This window comes from Protaetiibacter sp. SSC-01, assembly GCF_014483895.1.
GTDB lineage: Bacteria > Actinomycetota > Actinomycetes > Actinomycetales > Microbacteriaceae > Homoserinibacter.
Map to the genome: position 1 here is coordinate 1,101,487 of NZ_CP059987.1, position 22,140 is coordinate 1,123,626.

Here is a 22,140-nt window from a genome sequence, read left to right on the forward strand (position 1 = left end):
CTCGGGCTACAGCCAGCCCGCGTCGATCATGCGCTGCACGAGGCGGCGTCCCGCGTCGCCGTCGTCGAGGGGCGTGAACCGCTCGCGCCACCGCGTCGCCTGCTGGCGGTACCGCGCCCGCGCGACCTCGGCATCCGCGATCGCGTCGAGCAGCTCCTCGCGCGTGCGCACGACGGGCCCGGGAGCCTCGGCGAGCAGATCGAAGTAGAACCCGCGCAGGTCGGAGCTGTAGTGGGCGAGGTCGGGCGTGAAGAACACGATCGGCCGACCCGTGGCCGAGAAGTCGAACATGACCGAGGAGTAGTCGGTCACGAGGACGTCCGAGACCTCGAGCAGGTCGGCGACGTTCGGGTAGCTCGTGACGTCGATGAGCCCGTCGGCCTCGAGGTCGCGCCCGTAGCGCAGGGTGCGCGAGTGGCCCCGCACGAGCAGCACGTGGTCGGGGCCGAGCTCGCGCGCGAAGCTCGTGAGGTCGAGGTAGTCGACCATCTCGGTGCGGTCGTCGCGCCAGGTGGGCGCGTAGAGCACGACGCGCGCGTCGTCGGGGATGCCCACCGCGCGGCGGATGGAGTCGGCGTCGGCGCCCGAGACGAGGCGGTCGTTGCGGGGATAGCCCTCGTCCCACGTGCCGCGCGTGAACGCGTACGCGGAGCGGAAGATGCGCGCGCTGTAGGCGTTCTGTGCGAGCAGCGCGTCCCAGCGGTCGCTCTCGCGCTTGACGGCGATGCGCGTGCGGAGCCCGACGTTCGGGCGGTCGAGGCCGAGGCGCTTGAGCATCGTGCCGTGCCACGTCTGCAGCACGTGCTGATGCGGGCGCTTGCGGTAGCGCTTGCGCAGCCAGTCGTTGACGACGAGCACGCGCGCGGCGGCCCGCACGCGCCACCACTCGCGGCTTCCCTCGATGAGGCGGATGTCGCCCTCAGGAATCGCGACCGAGCCGTCGACGACGCTCCAGTACCGCGCGACGTCGGGCCGCATCCGGCGCAGCGTGCGCGCGATGCCGAGCGGGTTGTCGGAGGCCGACTGCCCGTAGAAGCTCTCGAGGAAGACGGCGTCCTCGGGCGTCGGCGCCGAGCGGCGGTACGCGCGCTCGAGTCGGCGCTGCGCACGCGGGCCGCGCTCGTCGTCGGCGAGCGGCGCCGACACGCGCAGCACGAGCCCGCCGGCCTCCGCCCCCAGCTCGGCGTGGAAGAGCGGATGCGCGAGGCGCCCCGGCAGCTCGGTGTCGACGTGCAGGCGGCTCGTCGGGACCTCGCCCTCGAGGAACACGCGGTACTCGCCCGAGGGGAGCGCGAGCTCGGACGAGCCCCAGCGTTCCGCGAGGAGGGGCAGCAGCACGCTGAGGCTCCCGCCCGCCTCGACGGGCGCGTCGACGCGCGCCCGCGAGCCCTCGAGCCGCACCGCCGCGACGGGCCGCGTGGGGTCGGCGATCGTGAGACGCAGCGCCGGGCCGTCGGCCGCATCCTCGAAGTGCGCCTCCACGACGCGCGCGCGGGGCAGTCGACCGTCGGGCACGTGCGCCTCCGACGGCGTGCCCGTGCGCGCGAGGATCTCCGCGAGCACGCGCTCGGCGCTGCGGCCATCGAGCCGGTCGACATGCTCCTCGCGCAGCCACACCGTGTGGTGTGCGATGCTGCGGCCGAGCTCGGTGTCGGTGCCGGCCGCGTCGAGGTGCTCGAGCACGTGCTGCCAGCGGTTGACGTAGCGGTCGTCGCTGAAGACACGGTAGTTCTCGTAGAGGCCGCGCTTGCGCGCGTAGAGCTCGACGTCGGGGGCGAAGAACACGACGGGGCCGTCGGTGAGGGCGTAGTCGTAGGCGATCGACGAGTAGTCGGTCACGAGCGCGTCGACGCCCGCGAGCGCGGGGGTGACGTCGACGAGCCGGTTGTTTCCGAGCATGCGGATGCGGTCGGAGACCGCGGGACCCGCCGCGTAGTCGCCGAGGCCGAGCGGATGCGCGCGCACGAGCAGCACGGCGTCGCGCGCCTCGAGCCAGCGGGCGATCATCGCCCACTCCTCGCCCGTCGGCGCACCCGGGTCGGGGGCGCCGTCGCGCCACGTGGGGGCGTAGAGCACGACGCGCGCGGCATCGTCGATCGGGCCCGCGGCATCCGCGAGCAGCATGCGCGCATCGGCGCGCACCTCGGCGGGGTCGCGGCCGAGCAGCGCGTCGTCGCGGATGTCGCCGATCGCCGGGATGCGGTCGGGGCGCACCCCGAACGCGCTCGCGATGCGGGGCGCCACGAGCTCCGACGCGACCGGGAACAGGTCGATGCCGCGCCCCGCGAAGCGGTACGCCCGCGCGAGCAGCGCGCGCACGTAGCGGTGGTCGGGCACGCCGCGGATCTTGAGCGTCGCGGGGGAGTCGAGGTGCAGCTTCTTGAGCGGGATGCCGTGCCACAGCTGCACGACGAACGCGCCGCTCGTCGCGTAGCGGTTGACGTCGCCGAAGCCGTGCGTGACGACGACGACACGGGCGCGCAGCGTCAACCAGAAGCCGCGCCACGAGCCCTTCGCGACCGCGTCGAGGCCGCGCGAGGTCGCCTCGGCGAGCTCGGCATCCGTGGTCGCGAGCCACACGAGCCGCGTGCGCTCGTCGAGCGTCTCGCGCGCCAGGCGGTAGAGCGGCAGCGCGCCCTCCGCGAGCCCGATGCCGCATCCGAACACCCACACCCGAGCGGTGCGGGGCACGAGCAACGCGGCAAGCGCGCCGAGGGCGTAGAGCGGCAGGCGGAGCAGCTTTCGGGCGTTGCCCGCGCCGAAGGTGAAGGTCGCAGGCATCGGCACGATTCTGTCACGCGCACCCCCGGGTGCGGGGCATGTCCCGACGCGCCGCGCCGCGCCCGCCGACGCGTCAGATCGTGTAGGTGCGGGGGCCCGGCGCGTCGGCGTAGGCGGCCGAGGGCGGGGGTGGCGGGGGAGTGGTCGGCTGCTCCGTGAGCACGAAGTGGCGACCCGAGACCTGCGTCGGCTCGATGCGCACCCAGATGGGCTTCTCGGTGTTCAGCTGGTTGCGCAGACCCGCGCGCTCGGCCTCGGCGATCTCGACCGGGCTGGTGATCATGCGGGCCTTGCCCTTGAGCACGACGCTCCACGCGAACCCCGGCTCGCGTCCGTCGATCTCGAAGGCCACATCCGGGTTGACGGTCAACTCGAGCAGCTTCGAGCCGGGCGCCGTGCGCAGCAGGATCGTGCGGTCCCAGGCGAGGTAGTTGATCGGGGTGATGTCCATGACGCCGAGCGCGTTCGTGGCGAGGCGCCCGAAGCGCTCGCGTTCGAGCAGAGCCCAGCACTGGTCATCGGTCAGACGGGTGATCGGAGAGGTGGCCATGCTCTCATCCGATCGGATGCCGCGGGCGGCCGGGGAGTGCCGAAGGTCCCGCGCTGCGGCAACCGATCGGTAACGATGCCCGCTCGCGGGCCGTCGCCCCCAGGGTCGCCTGGTGTAATTGTTCGGGCGCCCCGGCGCCTGCTGACGGGGGAGGACCACGCATGGGCATCGCGAGCGACCTGAAGGCCGCGCGGAAGGTTCTGACCAACGCGCTGCGGTCGCGCACGACGCGTCGCGAGCTCGCGCACCGCATCGAGACCGAGGGCACGGGCGAGCCGCGCGAGGTGCAGATCGCTGTGTACTTCGCCGACACCCGCGTGAACCTCTATCAGATCCGGCAGTGGTACGGGCCGCTCGCCGAGCTCGCGAAGACGCACCCCGTGACGATCCTCACGCGCAGCCCCGGCGCGACGCTCACCCTCAAGGACGAGGCTCCCGTTCCCGTCGTCTACTGCCGCCGCGTGACCGACCTCGAGGCCTTCGTCGGCCGGCACGACGTGCGCATCGTGTTCTACGTCAATCAGAACATGAAGAACTTCCAGATGTTCCGGTACGGGCGCATGTGGCACGTGTTCATCAACCACGGCGAGTCCGACAAGATGTACATGACCACGAACCAGTTCAAGGCGTACGACTACGCCCTGGTCGCCGGTCAGGCCGCCATCGACCGCCTCTCGGCGAAGCTGTGGGGCTACGACGTCGCCACGAAGGCCATCCCCATCGGTCGCCCGCAGGCCGACCACTTCGCGGGCGAGGTGCCCTACCCGAAAGACGGCCGCACGGTCGTGCTCTACGCGCCCACGTGGGAGGGCGACCGCCCCGCCGCCGCCTACGGCTCGATCGCATCGCACGGCGTCGCGCTCGCGGATGCCGTGCTCGCGTCGCCCGCGCACCGGCTCGTGTACCGGCCGCATCCGCGCTCGGGCGTCATCGACCGCGAGTACCGCGAGGCGAACCAGCGCATCATCGCCGCGATCGCGGCCGCGAACGCCGCCGACCCCGATGCCCACCACGTGTTCGACGACGGGCCGCAGCTCGGCTGGCAGCTCGCCGACGCCGACGTCGCCATCACCGACATCTCGGCGATGGTCTACGACCGTCTCGCGGTCGGCAAGCCCATTCTCGTGACGCGTCCCGTGTCGCCGGATGCCGAGGTCGACGAGCAGGGCTACCTCGGCGCGGCTGAGTGGCTGACGGCGGCCGACGCCCCGAACGTGCTCGCCGCGGTCGACCGCGCCCTCAACGACCCGAAGGCGCGCGAGACGCTCGCCCATTGGTCGCAGCACCACTTCGGCGACACGAGCCCGGGTGCCGCGACCGAACGCTTCCACGCGGCCGTCGAGAAGCTCATCGCCGAGTGGGATCGCTACGCGGCGCTCCACGCGGGCGACCCCCGCACATCCGAATCCGACCCGTTCGACGACGACGAGGACGACGAGGGCATGCCCGCCTCGGGCGACTGATCGACGGCTAGAACGCGACGCGCCACAGGTACTCCTCGCCCGTCGGGCGCAGCCAGCGGATGACGAGGGTCGCGTTGCGCGCGAGGTCGTCGTCGCGGATGACGAACGCGAGCTCGTCGCCGGGTGCGAGCGCGCGGGGGTGGCCCGCGGGCATGACGCCGCTGCCGAGCAGGGTCGCCGTCACGCCGCGCACGGTCTCGACGCCGCGGTTGCGCAGCACGTAGCGCGGGGCGTCTCGACGGTCGAACGCGAACGGGATGCGATACGGCTCCATGCCGCGCACGCTAGAACCCACCCCGGACCCGAACACCCTTTCGAGGGATAACTCGCCGCATCCGCCCCTGTGCACGACCCATCTCTCACTGACCGGTCGGTTTCTCGCTCTATACGGGCCGAATGAGACCGGAAACCGACCACTCAGCGGGGGACGACGGGGCGCGGGGTGCTCAGGCGGGCGGTGGCGGTGGTGGGGATGCGGGGGGCGGGGGCGGGCTGCTGCGCTTCGCGGCGCGGAGTGCGCGGCGCTCGCCCGCCGCGACGGCTCGCTCGGCGCGGCGCGAGGCGCGCGGGCCCGGGGCGACGACCTTCGGCTGCGTGCTCACGGGGAACGCGGCAGGGGGCGGCCCGAACGCCGTGCGCGCCGTCTTCACGACGCGTCGTCCGAGGATCTGGTTCGCTGCGCCGCCCACGACCGCGCCGACGCCGAACGGCAGCACACGCCCGACGATCCCGCCGCCCGCGGATGCCATCATGCGCGGCAGGTACACCTTGCGCACGCGGTCCATGAACTGTGCGACTGCGGTGCGCGGCAGGTTCTTCGCGATGAGCGTTCCCCAGAACTCGGGTTTCGCGGGGCCGCGGCCGGTCGCCTGGCCGGTGAACTGCATGATGAGCTCCTGCGACGGCCCACCGACGACCATCGCGAGCACGAGGGCGCGCCCGCGGTCGGGATCCTCGACGGGGATGCCGTGCAGCTCGGCGACCGACTGCGCGAAGAGCGCCGTCGACTCGAGGAACAGCACCGTCTCCGCACCCGAGAGCGCGAGAGCCGCACCCGTGCCGACGGCGGGTACGGCAGCGGCGACGCCCACCCCGGCACCGCTCGTCGTGACGGTCGTCAGGTAGCGCCGCTCGAGCACGCGCAGCACCTGCTCGGGAGTCGCATCCGGGTACTTGGAGCGGATGCCGCGCAGATGCGCGAGGACGGCCGGCCGGTGCACCGACATGACCCGGTCGAGGATCGCGTCGATGCGCGAGAGGCTCACGGCATCCGACGCGCCCGTCTGGCCGTCGTCCGCGACGGGCGCACCGAGGTCGCCCGGCAGCACGGAGTCGGCAGGCAGCACGGAGGGCGTGACGGGCACGAGCTCGCCCCCCGCCGCGTCGCGGGGTGAGGCGTCATCGGCCGGGACCTGCATGCCTCCCACGGTACGCGACGCGAGCGGCGCGATCCTGGGATCGCGCCCGACGTCTCAGCGGTTGCCGTAGTCGGCGTTGTAGCGGTCGACGACCTCGCGGATGGAGGCGTCGAGCACGAGGGCGCCCTTGTCGAGGTAGAGGCCGCGCTTGCAGAACCGAAGGAGGTCGCGCTCGCTGTGCGAGACGAAGAACAGCGTGCGACCGCCCGCGAGCAGCTCCTCGATGCGCGTGTAGCACTTCTCGCGGAACGCCTTGTCGCCCACCGCGAGCACCTCGTCGACGAGGATGACGGGCTCCTCCAGCCGCGAGATGACGGCGAACGCGATGCGCACCTTCATGCCGCTCGAGAGGTGCTTGTAGGGGGTGTCGACGAAGTCCGCGATCTCGGCGAACTCGATGATCTCGTCGAAGCGCTCATCGATCTCGCGCTTCGTCATGCCGTGCAGGCCCGCCGTCAGGTAGACGTTGTCGCGCACCGAGAGGTCGTTGACGAAGCCGCCCGTGATCTCGATGAGCGGCGCGACGCCCGCGTCGACCGACACGCGCCCCTCGTCGGGGTAGACCACCTGCGCGACGAGCTTGAGCAGCGTCGACTTGCCCTGGCCGTTGCGGCCGACGACGCCGATCGCCTCGCCCGGCATGACGTCGAAGCTCACGTCGCGCAGCGCCCAGAACTCGCCGGGCCGCGTGCGGCGGTTGCGGCCCGCGAAGAGGTCCTTGAAGCTGCGGCGCGACGAGCGATTGCGTTTGAAGCGGATGCCGGCCTCCCGCACCGAGATGACGGGAGCGGCATCCGTTCCCGGCCTCGTGGGGGCTTGGGTGACCTCGGCCATCAGATCTCCTTCAGCACGGTGCGGATCGTGCGCTGGTAGACGGCGAGGCCGATGACGAACGCGAGCACGCTCATGCCGGCGCTCACGGCGACCGCGAACCAGTCGAGCTGCTCGGGGAAGAACGCCGCACGGTAGAGGGTGAAGATGCCGGCGAGCGGGTTGAGCGAGCCCCAGAACTCGAGGCCGATCGCCTCGAGATCCTTGAGGCCGTAGATGATCGGCGAGGCGTAGAAGAGGAAGCGCAGCACGAGCTTCACGGCGCGCTCGAGGTCGCGGAAGAACACGACGAGCGGGGCGACGATGAGCCCGATGCCGACGGTGAGGATCGCCTGCAGCACGACCGCGAGGAGCGACCACAGCGCCTCGACGTGGAAGTGGGCGGGGTTCGCGGTCCACGTCGTCGCGATGGCGAACGCGATCACGACGGGGATGCTCAGCACGAACTCGATGCCCTTCGACAGCACGAGACGCGCCACCCAGATGGTGCGGGGGATCGTCGTGGAGCGGATGAGCTTGGCCTCCTTCGTGAAGGCGCGCGTGGCATCCGTGATGGCCCCGTTGAACCACATCCACGGCAGCAGGGCCGTGAGGAGGAAGACGATGTACGGCTCGGCGCCGACGGTGCGCTGGAACACCTGCGTGAAGACGAACCAGTAGATGGCGCTCATCGCGAGCGGGTCGAGGATCGACCAGAAGTAGCCGAGGAACGACGTGGAGTAGCGCACCTTGAGGTCGCGCGTCGTCAGCAGCCACAGCGAGCGCCGGTACCGAGTGAACGGCGACCAGTCGCGTCGGGACAGCGCGGCGGAGGTCACCGCCTCAATCTAGGCGATGCGAACGACGAAACCGGTTAACGTGCGGATGCCGCGACTCTCGAGACACTCGCGCCCGATCGGCAGTCGTTTTCGGGCGCGACCGCGCTCGTGCCCGAAAACGGCCGGCGCCGCGGATTACCGCGGCGCTCAAACAAACAGATTCGCGCGCTCGAGGTCTTCGGCGAAGTCGATCTCGACCGCGTAGAGGTCGGAGATGTCGACCGGCTGGAAACGGACGCCGTCGTGCTCGATCGCGAGCTCGATGCCGCGCTCGAAGTAGTCCTGGGCGTCGACGCGCTGCAGCTGGCGCACGAGGGCGGCCTTGTCGCGGCTCGACACGAAGTTGATGCCGACCGCCTCGCCGAGGCCGCCGCGCACCGTCTTGGAGAGCAGCTTGATGTAGCCGCTCTCGTCGACCGTGTACTTGACCTCCTCGTCGGACACCTTCGAGGTGTTGACGGAGACGAAGCTCTGGTCGCGGGCGACGAGGTCGCCGGCGCGCACGAGGGCCTCGGGGTCGAAGACGACGTCGCCGTTCATCCAGAGCACGGGCGCGTCCTTGGTCGCCTGGAGGGCGCGGAGGAGGCTCTTGGAGGTGTTGGTCTGGTCGTAGGCCTCGTTGTAGACGAAGTCGGCCTGCGGGAACGCCTCGATGATGTGCTCGAGCTTGTAGCCGACGACGATCGTGACCTTGACGTCGCGTCCGAACGCCTGGTGGATGTTGTCGAACTGCTGCTGCATGATCGTGCGGCCGTCGCTCAGCTCGGTGAGCGGCTTCGGAAGCGAGCGGCCCAGGCGGCTGCCCATTCCTGCGGCAAGGATCACGATCTGCGTGGTCACGGGGTCTCCTCAGTGGTCTGTGCTGCGGGGTTCCGTGGTGCTGTGGGCCCCGCGCATCGGTATCGGGACACGCCGTTGTGCTCGTGAGAGTTTATCGGCGGGGGTTGGGAAGTCACGGGGAGTTCACCGTTTGTTCTCGTTTCGTGATAACCGTTTCACTCCACTCGTGAGCCGCGAGTCCTCCTCGGGGATGAATCTGCGAGGGGCCGTCAGTCCCGCGGTCGCCGTGTTGATACGGTGGGCCGGTGGAGTCAGAGCCCACCACGCCCACCACTTCTGCCCGACGCCCGTCGGGCTCTTCCGCGCGTCGCGGCTCGGCTTCCGCGGCGTCGCGTGCCCGCTCCGGTGCGGCCCGTGTCGACCCGCCCCGCCCGGCTGCCGCCGTCGCCCTCGAGATCGAGGCGGATGCCGCGGCGCTGAGCGAGGCGGAGGTCGAGTCGGCCGCGCCCGACGCGGCAGTCGACGAGACCGTCGCCCCCGTCGAGAAGCCGGCACCCAAGTCGAAGGGCCGCTCGTCGCGCACGAAGGCCACTCCGCCGCCCGTCGAGGAGGAGACCCCCGAGACCGCGACCGTCGTCGAGCCCGAGACGACGGAGGAGGAGCCGCAGCCGGAGCCGGAGGTCGCATCCGAAGCCGAGGCCGCATCCGACGCCGAGGCCGACGTCGCCACCGACGTGCCCGTCAAGCCCTCCCGCCCCAAGCGCAAGCCCGTGCGCGCCGTCGCACCCGAGGTGCCCGCGTCCGCCCCCGCCGGCCTCGAGGTGGCGCTCTCGGTGCAGGGCCTCACGAAGTTCTTCGGCGACCGCCCCGCGGTCGACGGCATCGACCTCGAGGTCGCGCCCGGCTCGTTCTACGGCATCGTCGGCCCGAACGGCGCCGGCAAGACGACGACCCTGTCGATGATCACGGGCCTCCTGCGCCCCGACGCGGGCGTCGTGCGGGTGTTCGGGCTCGACGTGTGGCACAACGCGACGCTCGCGAAGCGCAAGATCGGCGTGCTGCCCGACCGCCTGCGGCTGTTCGACCGGCTCACGGGTGCCGAGTTCCTGCACCACGCGGGCGCGCTCCGCGGCCTCGACCGCGCCACGATCGCGCAGCGCTCGGCCGACCTGTCGGCCGCCTTCGGTCTCGACCACTCGCTGCACCGTCTCGTCTCCGACTACTCGGCCGGCATGACGAAGAAGATCGCGATCGCCGCGGCGATGATCCACGCGCCTCGCCTGCTCGTGCTCGACGAGCCGTTCGAGTCGGTCGACCCGGTGTCGACGGCGGTCGTGCTCGAGGTGCTGACGAAGTTCACGCAGGCGGGCGGCACCGTCATCCTGTCGAGCCACAGCATGGAGCTCACCGAGCGCGTGTGCGACGCGATCGCGATCATCGCCGACGGGCAGGTGCTCGCATCCGGCCCGCTCGCCGACGTGCTCGAAGGGCGCAGCCTCGAGGAGCGGTTCGTGGAACTCGCCGGTGGCGAGGCGGCCGTGGAGGGCATGGAGTGGTTGCAGAACTTCTCCGACTGAGGCTGCGGATCCTCGCGAACGGATTCCGGCGGCCGCCCCTGCAGGTCGTCGCGATCGTCGTCGGCCTGCTCGTGGCGATCGTCGGCGTCGTGCTGCTCTGGCAGGGTGCCGCGTGGGTCGGCAGCCTGCAGGACGACACCTTCGCGATGCGCGCCAACACGGTCGTCGGATCGTGGCTCACGCTCGCCGCGATCCTCATCCCGCTCATGGCCGTGCGCCGCGTCGTGCTGTCGCCGCGCGCGTTCCTCGGGTACCCGATCAGCTCGGTGGGTGTGGGTGTCACGATGCTCGCGTACACGCTCATCGGCCCGGGCATCCTGCTCGTGCCGATGGCGCTCGCGACCGTGCGCGCGTGGCCGGATGCGTCGTCGGTGCAGGTCGCGTGGGCCGCCGCGCCGCTGCTGTTCCTGCAGACGCTGCTCACCATCCAGCTCGCGCGCGAGCTCGGCGTGGCGCTGCGCCGGCATCCGCGGATCGCCGGGTGGGTCGACTTCGTCTCGGTGCTCGTGCTGCTGCTCGGCGGCGCCGTGGTGCTCGCGATCATCGCGCCGCGCGTCCCCGCGCTGCTCGACGTGGTGCGCGCCGTGCGGCCGCTCAACCACTTCCTGCTCGCCGTGCCCGACGTGCTCGCCGAAACGCCCCTCGGGATGCTGTGGGCGGCCCCAGGCCATGCCTCGACGACCCTGCGCGACCCGTCGAGCGCCTGGCAGCTCCTCGGCCTCTCGGCGCTCATCGTGCTCGCCCTGCTGCTCGCGTGGCTCGCGGTCATCGCCGTCAAGCTCCGTCCCACGCGCCGCCTCCCCGCCCCGCGCCGCACGCGCGTTCCCGGGTGGTTCCGCCACTTCCCGGCCACGGCATCCGGTGCCATCGCGGCCCGCTCGGCGACGTACTGGCTGCGCGACCCGCGCTACCGCGCCGTGTACGAGGTGCTGCCGTTCGTGCTCGTGGTGACGTTGCTCGCGCTGTGGATCGGCGGCGTACCGTTCGCGTGGGCCGTGCTCGTTCCGCTGCCGCTCATGACGGTGCTGCTCGCGTGGTCGACGACGCACAACGACGTCGCCTACGACAACACCGCGGTGTGGCAGCACGTGGCGGCGCAGACGGCCGGATCGGACGACCGCCGGGGTCGCTCGGTGCCCGTGCTCATCCTCGGGTTCCTGCTGCTCGCGATCGGCATCCCGCTGACCGTGTGGGGCCACGGCGACATCGCGATCGCGCCCGCGCTGACGGGGTTCTGCGTCGCGTTGCTGCTCGGCGGCATCGGGGTCGGCAACCTCTACTCGGCGCGCTTCCCGTACGCGGCGCCGCGCCCGGGCGACCAGGCGTGGGAGACGCCGCAGGCGGCCACCAATCAGGGCGTCGTGGCGCAGGGGATGTCGGTGCTGCTCGTGCTGCTGGCCGCCGCGCCGACGTTCGCGCTCGCGATCATGTGGTGGGTCCGCGGCGGCACGTGGGGCTGGCTGGCCCTCGCAGTCGGCGTCGTGAGCGGTGTGCTCGTGTACCTCGTCGGCGTGCGGTCCGGCGGCCGCACCTTCGACGCGCGCGGCCCCGAGTTGCTCGCGTTCACGCAGCGCAACTAGGGGAACGTTCAGGCGAGGCGCCCGCGATCCGTCGTAATCTGGGCGGATGAGCGAGCTGGATGCGGATCGGATCGGCGGGGGCACCGACGTGCTCGACCGGGAGCTCGAGAAGCTCCTCGAGGGCGAGCTCACGGAGGACGGTGACCACGACCGCTTCGCGCACTACGTGAAGAAGGACAAGATCGTCGAGTCGGCGGTCACCGGCAAGCCGGTGCGCGCGCTGTGCGGCAAGAAGTGGATCCCAGGACGCGATCCGTCGAAGTTCCCCGTGTGCCCGGAGTGCCAGAAGATCTACGACCTGCTCAAGTAGCAGCGTCACCCCAGGTGGTCGAGGAGCGCCGCGCGCAGCGCGACGCGTTTCGAGACCACCGTGCGGGGCAGCCCCCTACAGGTACCGCGTAGGGATCGCCGCGTCGCCCCGCGACAGCCGCAGCGCGTTCCGCGGCAGCTCCGCCACCGCCGACGCGTGGTGCTCCCGCGCCGCCTGCACACCCTCGGCTCCGAGGGCCCCGGATGCCGTCTCGCCGTCGACGACGAGCGGCACGTGCAGCGCACGGCCGACTGAGGCGTCGAGCGCCTCGACGGGTGGGTCGTCGACGTGGATGTCCTCGGAGACGGCAACGCCGTCGCGCAGTCCCCGGATGGGCTGCTTGCGGCCGCCGACGGTCGACTTGCCCGCGGAGGTCTTGCCGACGCCCACCCAGCTGCCGTCGGCATCCTGGCGCGACACGAGCTTGTAGACCATGCCGGCGGCGGGCGCTCCCGATCCGGTGACGAGCGCGGTGCCGACTCCGTACGAGTCGACGGGGGCGGATGCGAGCGCCGCGATCGCGTGCTCGTCGAGGTCGTTGGTGACGGTGATGCGGGTGCCGGTGGCGCCGAGCGCGTCGAGCTGCTCGCGCACCTCGCGCACGACGACGGCGAGGTCGCCCGAGTCGATGCGCACGGCGCCGAGCTCGGGGCCGGCGGCGCGGATGGCGGTCTCGACGCCCGCGCGGATGTCGTAGGTGTCGACGAGCAGGGTCGTGTCGGTGCCGAGGGTGGCGAGCTGGGCGCGGAACGCCTGCTCCTCGTCGGGGAAGAGCAGTGTGAACGCGTGGGCGGCGGTGCCCATGGTCGGGATGCCCCAGGTGCGTCCGGCTTCGAGGTTGCTGGTGGCGGCGAACCCGGCGATGTAGGCCGCGCGTGCGGCCGCGACGGCGGAGCGTTCTCCGGTGCGGCGGGATCCCATCTCGGCGAGCGGGCGTCCTTCGGCGGCGGACACCATACGCGCCGCGGCGCTCGCGACGGCGGAGTCGTAGTTGAGCGTCGAGAGGGCGAGGGTCTCGAGCACGACGCCCTCGGCGAAGCCGGCCTCGACGACGAGGATCGGCGATCCGGGGAAGTAGAGCTCGCCTTCACGGTAGCCGCGGATGTCGCCGGTGAAGCGGTAGGCCTCGAGCCAGTCGAGGGTGTCAGAGGAGACGACGTTCTCGCGCTTGAGGTAGGCGAGCTCGTCGGGTTCGAAGCGGAAGTCGGCGATCGCTTCGAGCAGGCGACCGGTGCCGGCGACGACGCCGTAGCGGCGGCCGGTGGGGAGTCGGCGGGCGAACAGCTCGAAGACGCACGGGGTGTCGTGGGTGCCGGCCTGGAGGGCGGCGTCGACCATCGTGAGCTCGTATCGGTCGGTGAGCAGCGCCGTCGACGTCATGTGCCCAGCGTAGGGCGGGGCGTCGTGCGCTGGTGGCGCCTACTGAAGTGGTCGAGGAGCGCCCGGCGCAGCCAGTCGCGTCTCGAGACCACCGCCCGGGTGCCTCAACACCCCGGCCCGCGAGGCGCGACGGTGCAGTCGCGGTCCACGAGCACGGTCTTCGCGCCGCCCGCGGTGATGTGCAGCTCGTTGGCCGGCAGCACGATCGTGCCCGCGATGGGCACGAAGGCGCCGCCCGCGATCCGGTACTCGGCGCGATACCGGATGCTGAGGGTGATCGTGTAGTTCCCCGGCGCCCGGTAGACGTGGCTCGTCGGCGTCGCGTCGAACTCGCGGAGCCCGAGGCCGGACCACGTGTCTCCTTTCGTCAAGAGTGTCGCGCGCGTGCCGTCGCCGTAATCCCAGTGCCACGAGATGGGCGTGAACCGCACGTCGGCCGACTGCCCGAGCAGCTCACCCGGCACGACCTCCCGGTCGACGAGCGAGTAGATGTTCGCCGGCAGCCCCACGACGACCCACCCGTCCGGCTCCATACGCTGTACCCCCGGTGTGGGCCGGAATCGGGCGATGTCGGCGAGAGTGATGACCACGACGTCGAAGCCGTCGCGAGGGTCGCAGTCGTCGATGCGGGGGCCCGGCGGGCAGATCGAGCCCTGGATAGCGCCGGGCGGGGCATAAGCGCCATCGCCGACGTCATTCCTGGCAGACGTCCCAGACCCGTCGTCGTTCACCACAGCATCGAGCACTGCCTCGTTGCGCTCGATGCCCGACCCGATCGCACAAAGCCCCGCGTCAAACTCGACACGCGTGCATGGTTCGCCGCTCGCCACGGCGCCAACGAACGCCATGGACAAGAGGGCGATAGACAGGCTTCCCGCTAGCACACCCCACCCCCGTCCCAGGCTTCTTGTGACGAAAGAACCAGCGAATCGTGCCACACAAACTCAACGACGGACGCCGCGAGATCAGGGCGGTCGCCCAAGACCACGGAGCGCCCCTCCGCATCGACGATGTCCAGGCCAGAACGGTCGTCACATACATAGGCGACAACACCGCCAGCCGCGAGATCAGCGCGCTGGAGTTGCATCGTGAACGTCGTAGAGCCAACGCCCCGCCAACCGTTCGACGCAAACTCCTCATAACCAGCGGACTCTTGCTCGAATAGCTCCTCGGTGAGGAGAGGCCGAAGTCGCTCCGGCTTGGCGCCACCATCGGCCATTACCACTGCGACTGTTTCGAGGTACTTGCCGTATGCCTCTTCCGCCGCTGCCAGCGCCTCCTCCTCCGACGCGAAGACGGGAGTCGCGTCCGGCGTGGGTGGGGGAGTCGGCGTCGGATCGGAGGGGACGCATCCGCTCAACAAGAGCGCGGCGAGCATCGCGGGGGCGACGAGACGGTGGGATCGGCGCATGCCCGACACGTTAGGGCACGCAGGTTTGTCCACAGCAGGGGTATCCACAGGCGCTGGTCGATCGAGGTGTCGGCGAGGGCCGCTGAGCATGGCGCGCGCGGTCAGCGCCAGCGGGCGGTGATGCCAGCACGCGGCGGGAGTAGCTACTCCCGCCTGGCCTACGTCGCCGCCCCCGCGTGCGGTTGCTCCCGCCGAAGGGGATGTTGCTCCCGCCGCTAGGGGGCGAGGGTGGGGGTGGTGCGTCGGCGGTGGTCTCGAGACGCGTCCGGCTTCGCCGGGCGCTCCTCGACCGCCTTGGTGGGAGCGGGCGCTCCTCGACCACCTCAGGAAGAGCGGGCGCTCCTCGACCACCTCGTGGGGCACGCGGCGGCGCCCGGTGGCGACGGCGGGCGCGGGTACGCTGGGAGACCGTGACCGCATCCGACCCGTCGAGCGCAGCAGCGGGGGTTCCCACCGACGCGCCGATCGGCGTGTTCGACTCCGGTGTCGGCGGGCTCACGGTGGCCCGCGCGATCCTCGACCAGCTGCCGAACGAGGCGATCCTGTACGTCGGCGACACGGCGAACGGGCCGTACGGTCCGCGTCCGATCGCCGAGGTGCGGGCGCTCGCGCTCGGTGTCATGGACGACCTCGTCGCGGAGGGCGTGAAGGCGCTCGTGATCGCGTGCAACACGGCGTCGTCGGCCGTGCTGCGGGATGCACGCGAACGCTATGAGGTCGGCGCCGGCATCCCGGTCGTCGAGGTCATCCAGCCCGCCGTGCGCGCTGCCGTACGTGCGACGCGCAACGGCCGCGTGGGGGTGATCGGCACCGTTGGCACGATCCAGTCGCGCGCCTACGACGACGCGTTCGCCGCCGCCGAAGGGCTCGAGCTCGTGAGCCGCGCGTGCCCGCGTTTCGTCGAGTTCGTCGAGGCGGGCGTCACGAGCGGCCCCGAGCTCTTCCAGGTCGCGCAGGAGTACCTCACGCCCCTCATCGCGGCGGATGTCGACACCCTCGTGCTCGGCTGCACCCACTACCCGCTCATGTCGGCGGCCATCCAGTACGTCATGGGCCCCGGCGTGCGGCTCGTGTCGAGCGCCGAGGAGACCGCGGCCGACGTCTACCGCACGCTCGTCTCGCACGGCATCGAGCGCACCGCGTCGACCCCGCCCCGGCACCGCTTCGAGTCGACGGGGGATGACGAGCGCGCCTTCCGCAGCCTCGCGGCCCGCTTCCTCGGCCCCGAGGTGCGCCACGTCGAGAACTTCCCGACGGGCGCCATCCACCTTCCCGCGGGCGCGCTCGCGCCCGACGCCTGACCGCCAGCCCACCGCATCCGCCCGATCGGAGATCCACCCATGACCGAGACCCGCGCCGACGGCCGCACCCCCGACCAACTCCGCCCGGTCACCATCGAGCGGGGCTGGAGCGCCCAGGCCGAGGGCAGCGCCCTCATCTCCTTCGGCAACACGAAGGTGCTGTGCACCGCGAGCTTCACGAACGGCGTGCCGCGCTGGCTCACCGGCAAGGGCACCGGATGGGTGACCGCCGAGTACGCGATGCTGCCGCGCTCCACGAACGAGCGCATGGACCGCGAGTCGGTGAAGGGCCGCGTCGGCGGCCGCACCCACGAGATCTCGCGCCTCGTGGGCCGCAGCCTGCGCGCCATCATCGACACGAAGGCGCTCGGCGAGAACACGATCGTCATCGACTGCGACGTGCTGCAGGCCGACGGCGGCACGCGCACCGCCGCCATCACGGGCGCCTACGTCGCGCTCGCGGATGCCGTGGAGTGGGGCCGCGCGAAGGGCTTCATCGGCAAGAACTCGCGTGCGCTCATCGACACCGTCTCGGCGGTGTCGGTCGGCATCATCGACGGCGTGCCCATGCTCGACCTCGCCTACGTCGAGGACTCGCGCGCCGAGACCGACATGAACGTCGTCGTCACGGGCCGCGGTCTCTTCGTCGAGGTGCAGGGCACGGCTGAGGGGGCTCCCTTCGACCGCCGCGAGCTCGACGTGCTGCTCGACCTCGGGCTCGCGGGCAACGCCGAGCTCGCTCGCATCCAGACGGAGGCGCTCGCGGGCTAGTCGGCTTCGCCGGGTGCCTCGGTTCCGCGAGCCGCGCCGTCGTCGGCGGGCGGCATCCGCCCCATGAGCCGGAAGGTCGCGAGGAACCGCCGCACGAGGGGCGTGTGCAGCCCCTCGCCGACGTGCAGGTAGCCGGGCCAGCGGTTCGCCTGCTGCCACGCGCCCGCCGCGCACAGCAAGCTCGTGCCGATGTCGCGACGTCGGAACTCTGGCACGACGTGGATGTGGTGCACGAGCCCGTCTCGGAACCAGCGCACCTCGCCGAGCTGCGCATCCGCCGCGACCCCGAGCTGCGCGAAGCCGTGCGGGCCGACGATCGTGCCCTCGGGCAGCTCGCCGCTCGCGAACGCGGCCAGCACGCACGCCGGCGGCAGCCCGCGCGGCTCGTCGATCGCGACGTACCAGAGGGCGGGCGCGTCGGGCGCGCGCTCGAACGGGATGCCGACGTGCAGCAGCCCCTCGGGCGTCGAACTGCTGCGCCAGACGAGCGCCGCGTCGCCCGGCTCGTCGTCGACGTAGGCGCCCTCGAGACGGCCCTCGCCCTCCCACGCCTCGGCGACCCGCAGACCCTCGGGCGTGGAGCCGAGCTCCCGATACCAGATCGCGGGTCCGCCCTGAGCGTGCACAGCCTCGACCCCCTCACGCGGAGTCGGGCCGCCGCCTTCCTGCGTCACCGCCGCCGGTGCCGTACCCGGATGGTACGTCCGCCCGCGAGCGGAGGCCACCCCCCCGAACGAGCTCGGAGACGTTTCAGCGGTGCGATCCGCGGCCGCCTCTAGGCTCGACGGGTGACCACGTTCGTCCTCGCCACCCACAACGCCCACAAGGTCGGGGAGCTGCGCCGCATCCTCGGCGAACGCCTCGGCACCCACGAGCTCATCGGCTACGACGGCCCGGAACCCGTCGAGGACGGCGACACCTTCGAGGCGAACGCCCTCATCAAGGCGCGCGCCGCGAACGCCCACACCGGTCTCCCCGCGATCGCCGACGACTCCGGCATCTCGGTGCGCGCCCTCGGCGGCGCCCCCGGCATCCACTCCGCGCGCTACGCGGGCACGCGCAGCGACGTCGACAACTACACGCTCCTGCTCGAGAACCTGAAGGGCGAGACGGATCGCGCTGCCGAGTTCGTGTGCGCCGCAGCGCTCGTCGACGGCGACCGCGAGGTCGTCGTGCGCGGGGTGTGGCCGGGCGAGGTGCTCGAGGCGCCGTCGGGGGAGCACGGGTTCGGCTACGACCCGGTGTTCAAGCCGGAGGGGGTCGCGACGAGCTCGGCGGAGCTCACGGCCGACGAGAAGAACGCGATCAGCCACCGGTCGCGGGCGTTCGGGGCCCTCGTGGAGGAGCTTCGGCGGCTGTACGGGTAGGGCCTCGAGGCGGTGGTCTCGAGACGCGTCGCTTCGTGGCGCTCCTCGACCACCTGGGCGCGCGGCAACTGAGAACGGTGCTCGTTCCCGAGAAGAGCGGATGCGCCTCCCGGGCTCCCGGCGCGGCCTAGCCTGGACGGGTGGGGCACGATCACGCGCATGAGCACGCGGCCGCGGCGGGAGGCAACCGCACGCGGCTCGCGATCGCGCTCGCGATCACGGCATCCGTTCTCATCGCGCAGCTGATCGGCGCCGTCGCGTCGGGATCGCTCGCGCTGCTCGGCGACGCCGGCCATATGTCGAGCGACGGCATCGGGCTCGCGGTCGCCCTCGTCGCATCCGTCATGGCCGCACGCCCCGCGACCGACCGCCACACCTTCGGCTTCCAGCGCATGGAGGTGCTCGCGGCGCTCGCCAACGGCGTCATCCTCGTGGTGGTCGCGGCACTCGTCGGATTCGAGGCGGTGCGCAGGCTCGTCGAGCCGACGACGGCCCACATCGAGGCGGTCCCGATGCTCATCGTGGCATCCGTCGGTCTCGCCGCGAACGTGGTCGCCTACCTGGTGCTGCGTGGGGGCGACCGTCGTTCGCTCAACCTGCGGGGAGCCCTGCTCGAGGTGCTCGGCGACATGCTCGGCTCGATCGCCGCGATCATCGCCGCGGTCGTCATCCTGCTGACCGGCTTCGCCGAGGCGGATGCGATCGCCTCGCTCGCGATCGCCGCGCTCATCGTGCCGCGCGCGTTCGTGCTGCTGCGTGACGTCGTGCGCGTGCTGACCGAGTCGGCGCCGCACGACCGCGACGTCGCGCAGATCCGCGACCACCTGCGTGGGGCCGCGGGGGTCGTGGCCGTGCACGACGTGCACATCTGGAACATCACCTCCGGTGCCCCCGTCTTCACGGCCCACGTCGTCGTCGAGCCCGAACTGTTCGAGCGCGGCGACACGCACGCGCTGCTCGACGAGCTCGGGGGGTGTCTCGCCGAGCACTTCGACGTGGCCCACTCGACCTTCCAGCTCGAGCCCGCAGGGCATCACGAGCACGAGGAGCACGCTCATCGCTAGAACCGCGTCGTCGACCATCGAGGACTACCTCAAGGTCATTTACAGCCACACCGAGTGGCAGGAGACCCCCATCACGGGCTCGCAGCTCGCCGCGCGTCTGGGGCTCGTGCCGTCGAGCGTCACCGAGATGATCAAGAAGCTCGTGAGCCAGGGGCTCGTGACGCACGCGCCGTACGGGGCGATCACGCTCACCGACGCCGGCCGCGCCGAGGCGCTGCGCATGGTGCGCCGTCACCGGCTCGTGGAGACGTGGCTCGTGGAGGGCTTCGGCTACACGTGGGACGAGGTGCACGACGAGGCCGAGGTGCTCGAGCACGCGCTGAGCGACCGACTGCTCGCGGCGATCGACGCCCAGCTCGGCCACCCCGTGCGTGACCCGCACGGCGACCCGATCCCCGACGCCGACGGCGTCGTGAGGAGACCGGATGCCGTGCTCGCCTCGCAGCTCGAGCCCGGCACCCGCGGCCGCGTGGCCCGCATCAGCGACCGCGACCCGGAGGTGCTGCGCCGGCTCGGCGACGAGCGGATCGGCCTCGACACCGTCGTCGAGGTGGGCGAGCTGCCGGATGGCGCCGCGGACTCCGTATGGGTTGAGGTCATCCGCTAGGTTTTCGGTATGCCGAAAACTCGACGTCGGAGTGGGCTGTGGCCTCTCCTGGGTCCCGCGATGGTCGCGGGCGTCGCGTACCTCGACCCGGGCAACGTCGCGAGCAACGCGAGCGCGGGCGCCGAGTACGGCTACCTGCTCGTGTGGGTCGTCGTGCTCGCGAACGCGATGGCGTGGCTCATCCAGTACCTCTCCGCGAAGCTCGGCGTCGCGACGGGCAGCAGCCTTCCCGCCCTGCTCGGGAAGCGCATCCGCAGCCGCCCGGGCCGCTACGCCTACTGGCTGCAGGCCGAGCTCGTGGCGATGGCGACCGACATCGCCGAGGTGATCGGCGGCGCGATCGCGCTCAACCTGCTCTTCGACCTGCCGCTGCTGCTCGGCGGCGTCATCACGGGCTCGGTGTCGATGGCGCTGCTCGTGCTGCACAGCCGACGCGGTCCGCAGATCTTCGAGCGCGTCGTGGTGGGGCTCGTCGCGATCATCGCGATCGGGTTCTGCGCGGGGCTCGTCGTCGCGCCCGTCGACGGCGCCGAGGCCGTTGGGGGTCTCGTGCCGCGCTTCACGGATGCCGGCTCGGTGCTGCTGGCCGCATCGATCCTCGGCGCGACGGTCATGCCGCACGCGATCTACGCGCACTCCGCACTGACGCGCGACCGCTTCGGCCGCGTCGAGGAGGGTCCGCGCCGGCGGCTCGTGCTGCGGGCCACCCGCGTCGACGTGACGATCGCCCTCGCGATCGCCGGAACCGTCAACCTCGTGATCCTGCTGCTCGCGGCGGCGACCCTCCCGGGCGTCGCGGGAACCGACACCCTCGAAGGCGCGCACGAGGCGATCGGCACCGCCCTCGGCCCCGTCGTCGCGACGCTCTTCGCCGTCGGGCTGCTCGCATCCGGGCTCGCGTCGACGTCGGTGGGCGCCTACGCGGGCGCCGAGATCATGCAGGGGCTGCTGCGCGTGCGCATCCCGCTCATGGTGCGCCGACTCGTGACGCTGCTTCCGGCGCTCGGGCTGCTCGTCGCGGGCGCGCCGCCGACGCTCTCGCTCGTGCTGAGCCAGGTGGTGCTGTCGTTCGGCATCCCGTTCGCGCTCGTGCCCCTCGTGTGGCTCACGACGCGACGCGAGCTCATGGGCGACGCGCGCAACAGCGCCTGGACGACCGTGCTGGCATCCGTCTCCGCGGCTCCGCTCATCGCGCTCAACGCGACGCTGCTCGTGCTGCTCGCGACGGGGGCCTGACCCGCGCTGCGGGCCGACGACCCTCAGTCGTCGAGCAGGTCGGGGTCGAGCACGATCTCGGCGTCGGTGAGCGGCTTCTCGCCCTCGCGGCGGGCCTTGCGCGCCTTGATGACGCCCTGGATGTAGTGGAACACCGTCGGGATGACGGCGAGCGCGATCGCGCACAGCAGGATGACGTCGATGTACTCGGTGACGAACGCGGCGACGGGCGGGATGAAACCGAGCAGGAAACCTGCGAAGGTGAGGCCCGCGCCCCAGATGAGCGCGCCGACCGCGTTGTAGAGCGAGTAGCGCTTGTAGTTCATGTGCGCGACGCCCGCGGCGACAGGGGCGAAGGTGCGCACGATGGGCACGAAGCGGGCGATGATGATCGCGATCGGGCCCCAGCGCTCGAAGAACTTGTTGGTGCGGATGACGTTCTCCTTCGAGAACAGTCCGCTGTCTTTGCGCTCGAAAATGCGCGGCCCGCCCTTGTGGCCGATGAGGTAGCCGACTTCACCGCCGAGGAACGCGGCGACCGCGATCGAGAGGCACACCCACCAGATGGGGATCTGGATTCCGGTGCCCGACTCGGTCATCGTGCCGGCGAACGTCACGAGGCCCGTGATGATGAGCAGGGTGTCGCCGGGGAGGATGAACCCGACGAGCAGACCCGTCTCAGCGAACACGATGAGGCACACGATGAGCAGGGCCCAGGGGCCGCTCTCGACGATGGCGCGGGGATCGAGCCACGGGATGAGCGCGGCGGGGAGTGCTGCGATGAAGGTCAGTACGGCGGTGGTGAAGGGCACGCGGGAGTCTCCTGTGCGTCGGTCGCTGAGCGATCGGCGGGGGTTCGGTTCAGCGTAGCCGCTCGCACGGGCGGTCTACCTGGGGGTTCACCCCCGGAAACCGG

22 protein-coding genes are annotated in these 22,140 nt (G+C 71.5%); 10 read left to right on the forward strand and 12 right to left on the reverse strand.

All coding sequences use genetic code 11. The annotated features are described in order from the left end of the window. Positions 1 to 6 precede the first annotated feature (6 nt). Both H4J02_RS14005 and H4J02_RS05215 read right to left on the reverse strand, forming a co-directional pair. Positions 7 to 2,781 (reverse strand): CDP-glycerol glycerophosphotransferase family protein, encoded by a 2,775-nt coding sequence (locus tag H4J02_RS14005; protein WP_262406231.1) that lies wholly within the window; start codon positions 2,779 to 2,781, stop codon positions 7 to 9. Between the two features lie 73 nt (positions 2,782 to 2,854). Continuing rightward, the gene (locus H4J02_RS05215; protein WP_187676034.1) at positions 2,855 to 3,331 is read right to left on the reverse strand and encodes a pyridoxamine 5'-phosphate oxidase family protein; all 477 of its coding nucleotides are present in this window, start codon (positions 3,329 to 3,331) and stop codon (positions 2,855 to 2,857) included. 161 nt (positions 3,332 to 3,492) lie between these two features. Between H4J02_RS05215 and H4J02_RS05220 the strand changes: the two genes are divergently transcribed. Next, complete coding sequence (locus tag H4J02_RS05220) at positions 3,493 to 4,794, forward strand: CDP-glycerol glycerophosphotransferase family protein (RefSeq protein WP_187676035.1); 1,302 nt, start codon at positions 3,493 to 3,495, stop codon at positions 4,792 to 4,794. A 7-nt stretch (positions 4,795 to 4,801) separates the two neighbouring features. On the opposite strand, the gene H4J02_RS05225 is transcribed toward H4J02_RS05220, so the two are convergent. The 5 genes from H4J02_RS05225 to H4J02_RS05245 all read right to left on the reverse strand — a co-directional run bounded on the left by H4J02_RS05225 (position 4,802) and on the right by H4J02_RS05245 (position 8,701). Beyond that, complete coding sequence (locus H4J02_RS05225) at positions 4,802 to 5,068, reverse strand: hypothetical protein (protein ID WP_187676036.1); 267 nt, start codon at positions 5,066 to 5,068, stop codon at positions 4,802 to 4,804. A 172-nt stretch (positions 5,069 to 5,240) separates the two neighbouring features. After that, positions 5,241 to 6,212, reverse strand: coding sequence for a hypothetical protein (locus H4J02_RS05230; RefSeq protein WP_187676037.1), 972 nt, complete (start codon positions 6,210 to 6,212; stop codon positions 5,241 to 5,243). A 54-nt stretch (positions 6,213 to 6,266) separates the two neighbouring features. Beyond that, the gene (locus H4J02_RS05235) at positions 6,267 to 7,046 is read right to left on the reverse strand and encodes an ABC transporter ATP-binding protein (protein WP_187676038.1); all 780 of its coding nucleotides are present in this window, start codon (positions 7,044 to 7,046) and stop codon (positions 6,267 to 6,269) included. Next, positions 7,046 to 7,861: an ABC transporter permease gene (locus H4J02_RS05240; RefSeq protein WP_187676039.1), complete on the reverse strand. Its 816-nt coding sequence runs from the start codon at positions 7,859 to 7,861 to the stop codon at positions 7,046 to 7,048. Before H4J02_RS05240 ends, H4J02_RS05235 begins: the two co-directional genes overlap by 1 nt. Positions 7,862 to 8,008: 147 nt before the next feature. Further along, on the reverse strand, positions 8,009 to 8,701 hold the full coding sequence (locus tag H4J02_RS05245) for an NTP transferase domain-containing protein (RefSeq protein ID WP_187676040.1): 693 nt from the start codon (positions 8,699 to 8,701) through the stop codon (positions 8,009 to 8,011). A gap of 245 nt (positions 8,702 to 8,946) precedes the next feature. Between H4J02_RS05245 and H4J02_RS05250 the strand changes: the two genes are divergently transcribed. Genes H4J02_RS05250 through H4J02_RS05260 form a run of 3 tightly spaced genes read left to right on the forward strand, consistent with a single transcriptional unit; the run spans position 8,947 to position 12,108 of the window. Beyond that, positions 8,947 to 10,218, forward strand: coding sequence for an ABC transporter ATP-binding protein (locus H4J02_RS05250; protein WP_262406232.1), 1,272 nt, complete (start codon positions 8,947 to 8,949; stop codon positions 10,216 to 10,218). Then, entirely contained in the window at positions 10,194 to 11,798 is a 1,605-nt protein-coding gene (locus H4J02_RS05255) for a hypothetical protein (RefSeq protein ID WP_187676041.1), read from the forward strand. The genes H4J02_RS05250 and H4J02_RS05255 overlap by 25 nt, the downstream gene beginning before the upstream one ends. Positions 11,799 to 11,844: 46 nt before the next feature. After that, complete coding sequence (locus H4J02_RS05260; protein WP_187676042.1) at positions 11,845 to 12,108, forward strand: DUF3039 domain-containing protein; 264 nt, start codon at positions 11,845 to 11,847, stop codon at positions 12,106 to 12,108. A gap of 75 nt (positions 12,109 to 12,183) precedes the next feature. On the opposite strand, the gene H4J02_RS05265 is transcribed toward H4J02_RS05260, so the two are convergent. From H4J02_RS05265 to H4J02_RS05275, 3 genes are all read right to left on the reverse strand, one after another. Then, a complete protein-coding gene (locus H4J02_RS05265; RefSeq protein ID WP_187676043.1) occupies positions 12,184 to 13,488 on the reverse strand; it encodes a nicotinate phosphoribosyltransferase in 1,305 nt (434 codons plus the stop codon). Positions 13,489 to 13,592: 104 nt separating this feature from the next. After that, the gene (locus H4J02_RS05270) at positions 13,593 to 14,021 is read right to left on the reverse strand and encodes a PKD domain-containing protein (protein ID WP_187676044.1); all 429 of its coding nucleotides are present in this window, start codon (positions 14,019 to 14,021) and stop codon (positions 13,593 to 13,595) included. A gap of 344 nt (positions 14,022 to 14,365) precedes the next feature. Continuing rightward, positions 14,366 to 14,899 carry a hypothetical protein gene (locus H4J02_RS05275; RefSeq protein ID WP_187676045.1) on the reverse strand — a complete coding sequence of 178 codons (534 nt, stop codon included), beginning with the start codon at positions 14,897 to 14,899 and terminating at the stop codon, positions 14,366 to 14,368. 410 nt (positions 14,900 to 15,309) lie between these two features. Between H4J02_RS05275 and murI the strand changes: the two genes are divergently transcribed. Further along, positions 15,310 to 16,200 (forward strand): glutamate racemase, encoded by an 891-nt coding sequence (gene murI / locus H4J02_RS05280; protein ID WP_262406233.1) that lies wholly within the window; start codon positions 15,310 to 15,312, stop codon positions 16,198 to 16,200. 39 nt (positions 16,201 to 16,239) lie between these two features. After that, positions 16,240 to 16,971, forward strand: a complete 732-nt coding sequence (gene rph, locus H4J02_RS05285; RefSeq protein ID WP_187676047.1) for a ribonuclease PH — start codon at positions 16,240 to 16,242, stop codon at positions 16,969 to 16,971. Here rph and H4J02_RS05290 read toward each other — a convergent pair. Then, complete coding sequence (locus tag H4J02_RS05290) at positions 16,968 to 17,597, reverse strand: hypothetical protein (protein WP_187676048.1); 630 nt, start codon at positions 17,595 to 17,597, stop codon at positions 16,968 to 16,970. The two genes, rph and H4J02_RS05290, sit on opposite strands and share 4 nt — an antisense overlap. 162 nt (positions 17,598 to 17,759) lie before the next feature. Here H4J02_RS05290 and rdgB point away from each other — a divergent pair, with 162 nt between their 5' ends. The 4 genes from rdgB to H4J02_RS05310 all read left to right on the forward strand — a co-directional run bounded on the left by rdgB (position 17,760) and on the right by H4J02_RS05310 (position 21,245). Then, positions 17,760 to 18,338 (forward strand): RdgB/HAM1 family non-canonical purine NTP pyrophosphatase, encoded by a 579-nt coding sequence (rdgB, locus tag H4J02_RS05295; protein ID WP_187676049.1) that lies wholly within the window; start codon positions 17,760 to 17,762, stop codon positions 18,336 to 18,338. Positions 18,339 to 18,478: 140 nt separating this feature from the next. Then, positions 18,479 to 19,402: a cation diffusion facilitator family transporter gene (locus H4J02_RS05300; RefSeq protein ID WP_187676050.1), complete on the forward strand. Its 924-nt coding sequence runs from the start codon at positions 18,479 to 18,481 to the stop codon at positions 19,400 to 19,402. Next, a complete protein-coding gene (locus tag H4J02_RS05305; RefSeq protein ID WP_187676439.1) occupies positions 19,395 to 20,009 on the forward strand; it encodes a metal-dependent transcriptional regulator in 615 nt (204 codons plus the stop codon). Before H4J02_RS05300 ends, H4J02_RS05305 begins: the two co-directional genes overlap by 8 nt. 60 nt (positions 20,010 to 20,069) lie before the next feature. Further along, on the forward strand, positions 20,070 to 21,245 hold the full coding sequence (locus tag H4J02_RS05310; protein WP_397420153.1) for an Nramp family divalent metal transporter: 1,176 nt from the start codon (positions 20,070 to 20,072) through the stop codon (positions 21,243 to 21,245). Positions 21,246 to 21,268: 23 nt separating this feature from the next. On the opposite strand, the gene H4J02_RS05315 is transcribed toward H4J02_RS05310, so the two are convergent. After that, positions 21,269 to 22,036 carry a DedA family protein gene (locus H4J02_RS05315; RefSeq protein ID WP_262406234.1) on the reverse strand — a complete coding sequence of 256 codons (768 nt, stop codon included), beginning with the start codon at positions 22,034 to 22,036 and terminating at the stop codon, positions 21,269 to 21,271. Positions 22,037 to 22,140: the final 104 nt, after the last annotated feature.

Bases quoted from the DNA above. Each gene is read 5' to 3' on its own strand.
- H4J02_RS05230 (WP_187676037.1), bottom strand. From the start codon at position 6,212: ATGCAGGTCCCGGCCGATGACGCCTCACCCCGCGACGCGGCGGGGGGC.
- H4J02_RS14005 (WP_262406231.1), bottom strand. From the start codon at position 2,781: ATGCCTGCGACCTTCACCTTCGGCGCGGGCAACGCCCGAAAGCTGCTC.
- H4J02_RS05310 (WP_397420153.1), top strand. From the start codon at position 20,070: ATGGTCGCGGGCGTCGCGTACCTCGACCCGGGCAACGTCGCGAGCAAC.
- H4J02_RS05275 (WP_187676045.1), bottom strand. From the start codon at position 14,899: ATGCGCCGATCCCACCGTCTCGTCGCCCCCGCGATGCTCGCCGCGCTC.
- H4J02_RS05225 (WP_187676036.1), bottom strand. From the start codon at position 5,068: ATGGAGCCGTATCGCATCCCGTTCGCGTTCGACCGTCGAGACGCCCCG.
- H4J02_RS05220 (WP_187676035.1), top strand. From the start codon at position 3,493: ATGGGCATCGCGAGCGACCTGAAGGCCGCGCGGAAGGTTCTGACCAAC.
- H4J02_RS05270 (WP_187676044.1), bottom strand. From the start codon at position 14,021: ATGGAGCCGGACGGGTGGGTCGTCGTGGGGCTGCCGGCGAACATCTAC.
- H4J02_RS05215 (WP_187676034.1), bottom strand. From the start codon at position 3,331: ATGGCCACCTCTCCGATCACCCGTCTGACCGATGACCAGTGCTGGGCT.
- H4J02_RS05260 (WP_187676042.1), top strand. From the start codon at position 11,845: ATGAGCGAGCTGGATGCGGATCGGATCGGCGGGGGCACCGACGTGCTC.
- rph (WP_187676047.1), top strand. From the start codon at position 16,240: ATGACCGAGACCCGCGCCGACGGCCGCACCCCCGACCAACTCCGCCCG.
- H4J02_RS05235 (WP_187676038.1), bottom strand. From the start codon at position 7,046: ATGGCCGAGGTCACCCAAGCCCCCACGAGGCCGGGAACGGATGCCGCT.
- H4J02_RS05265 (WP_187676043.1), bottom strand. From the start codon at position 13,488: ATGACGTCGACGGCGCTGCTCACCGACCGATACGAGCTCACGATGGTC.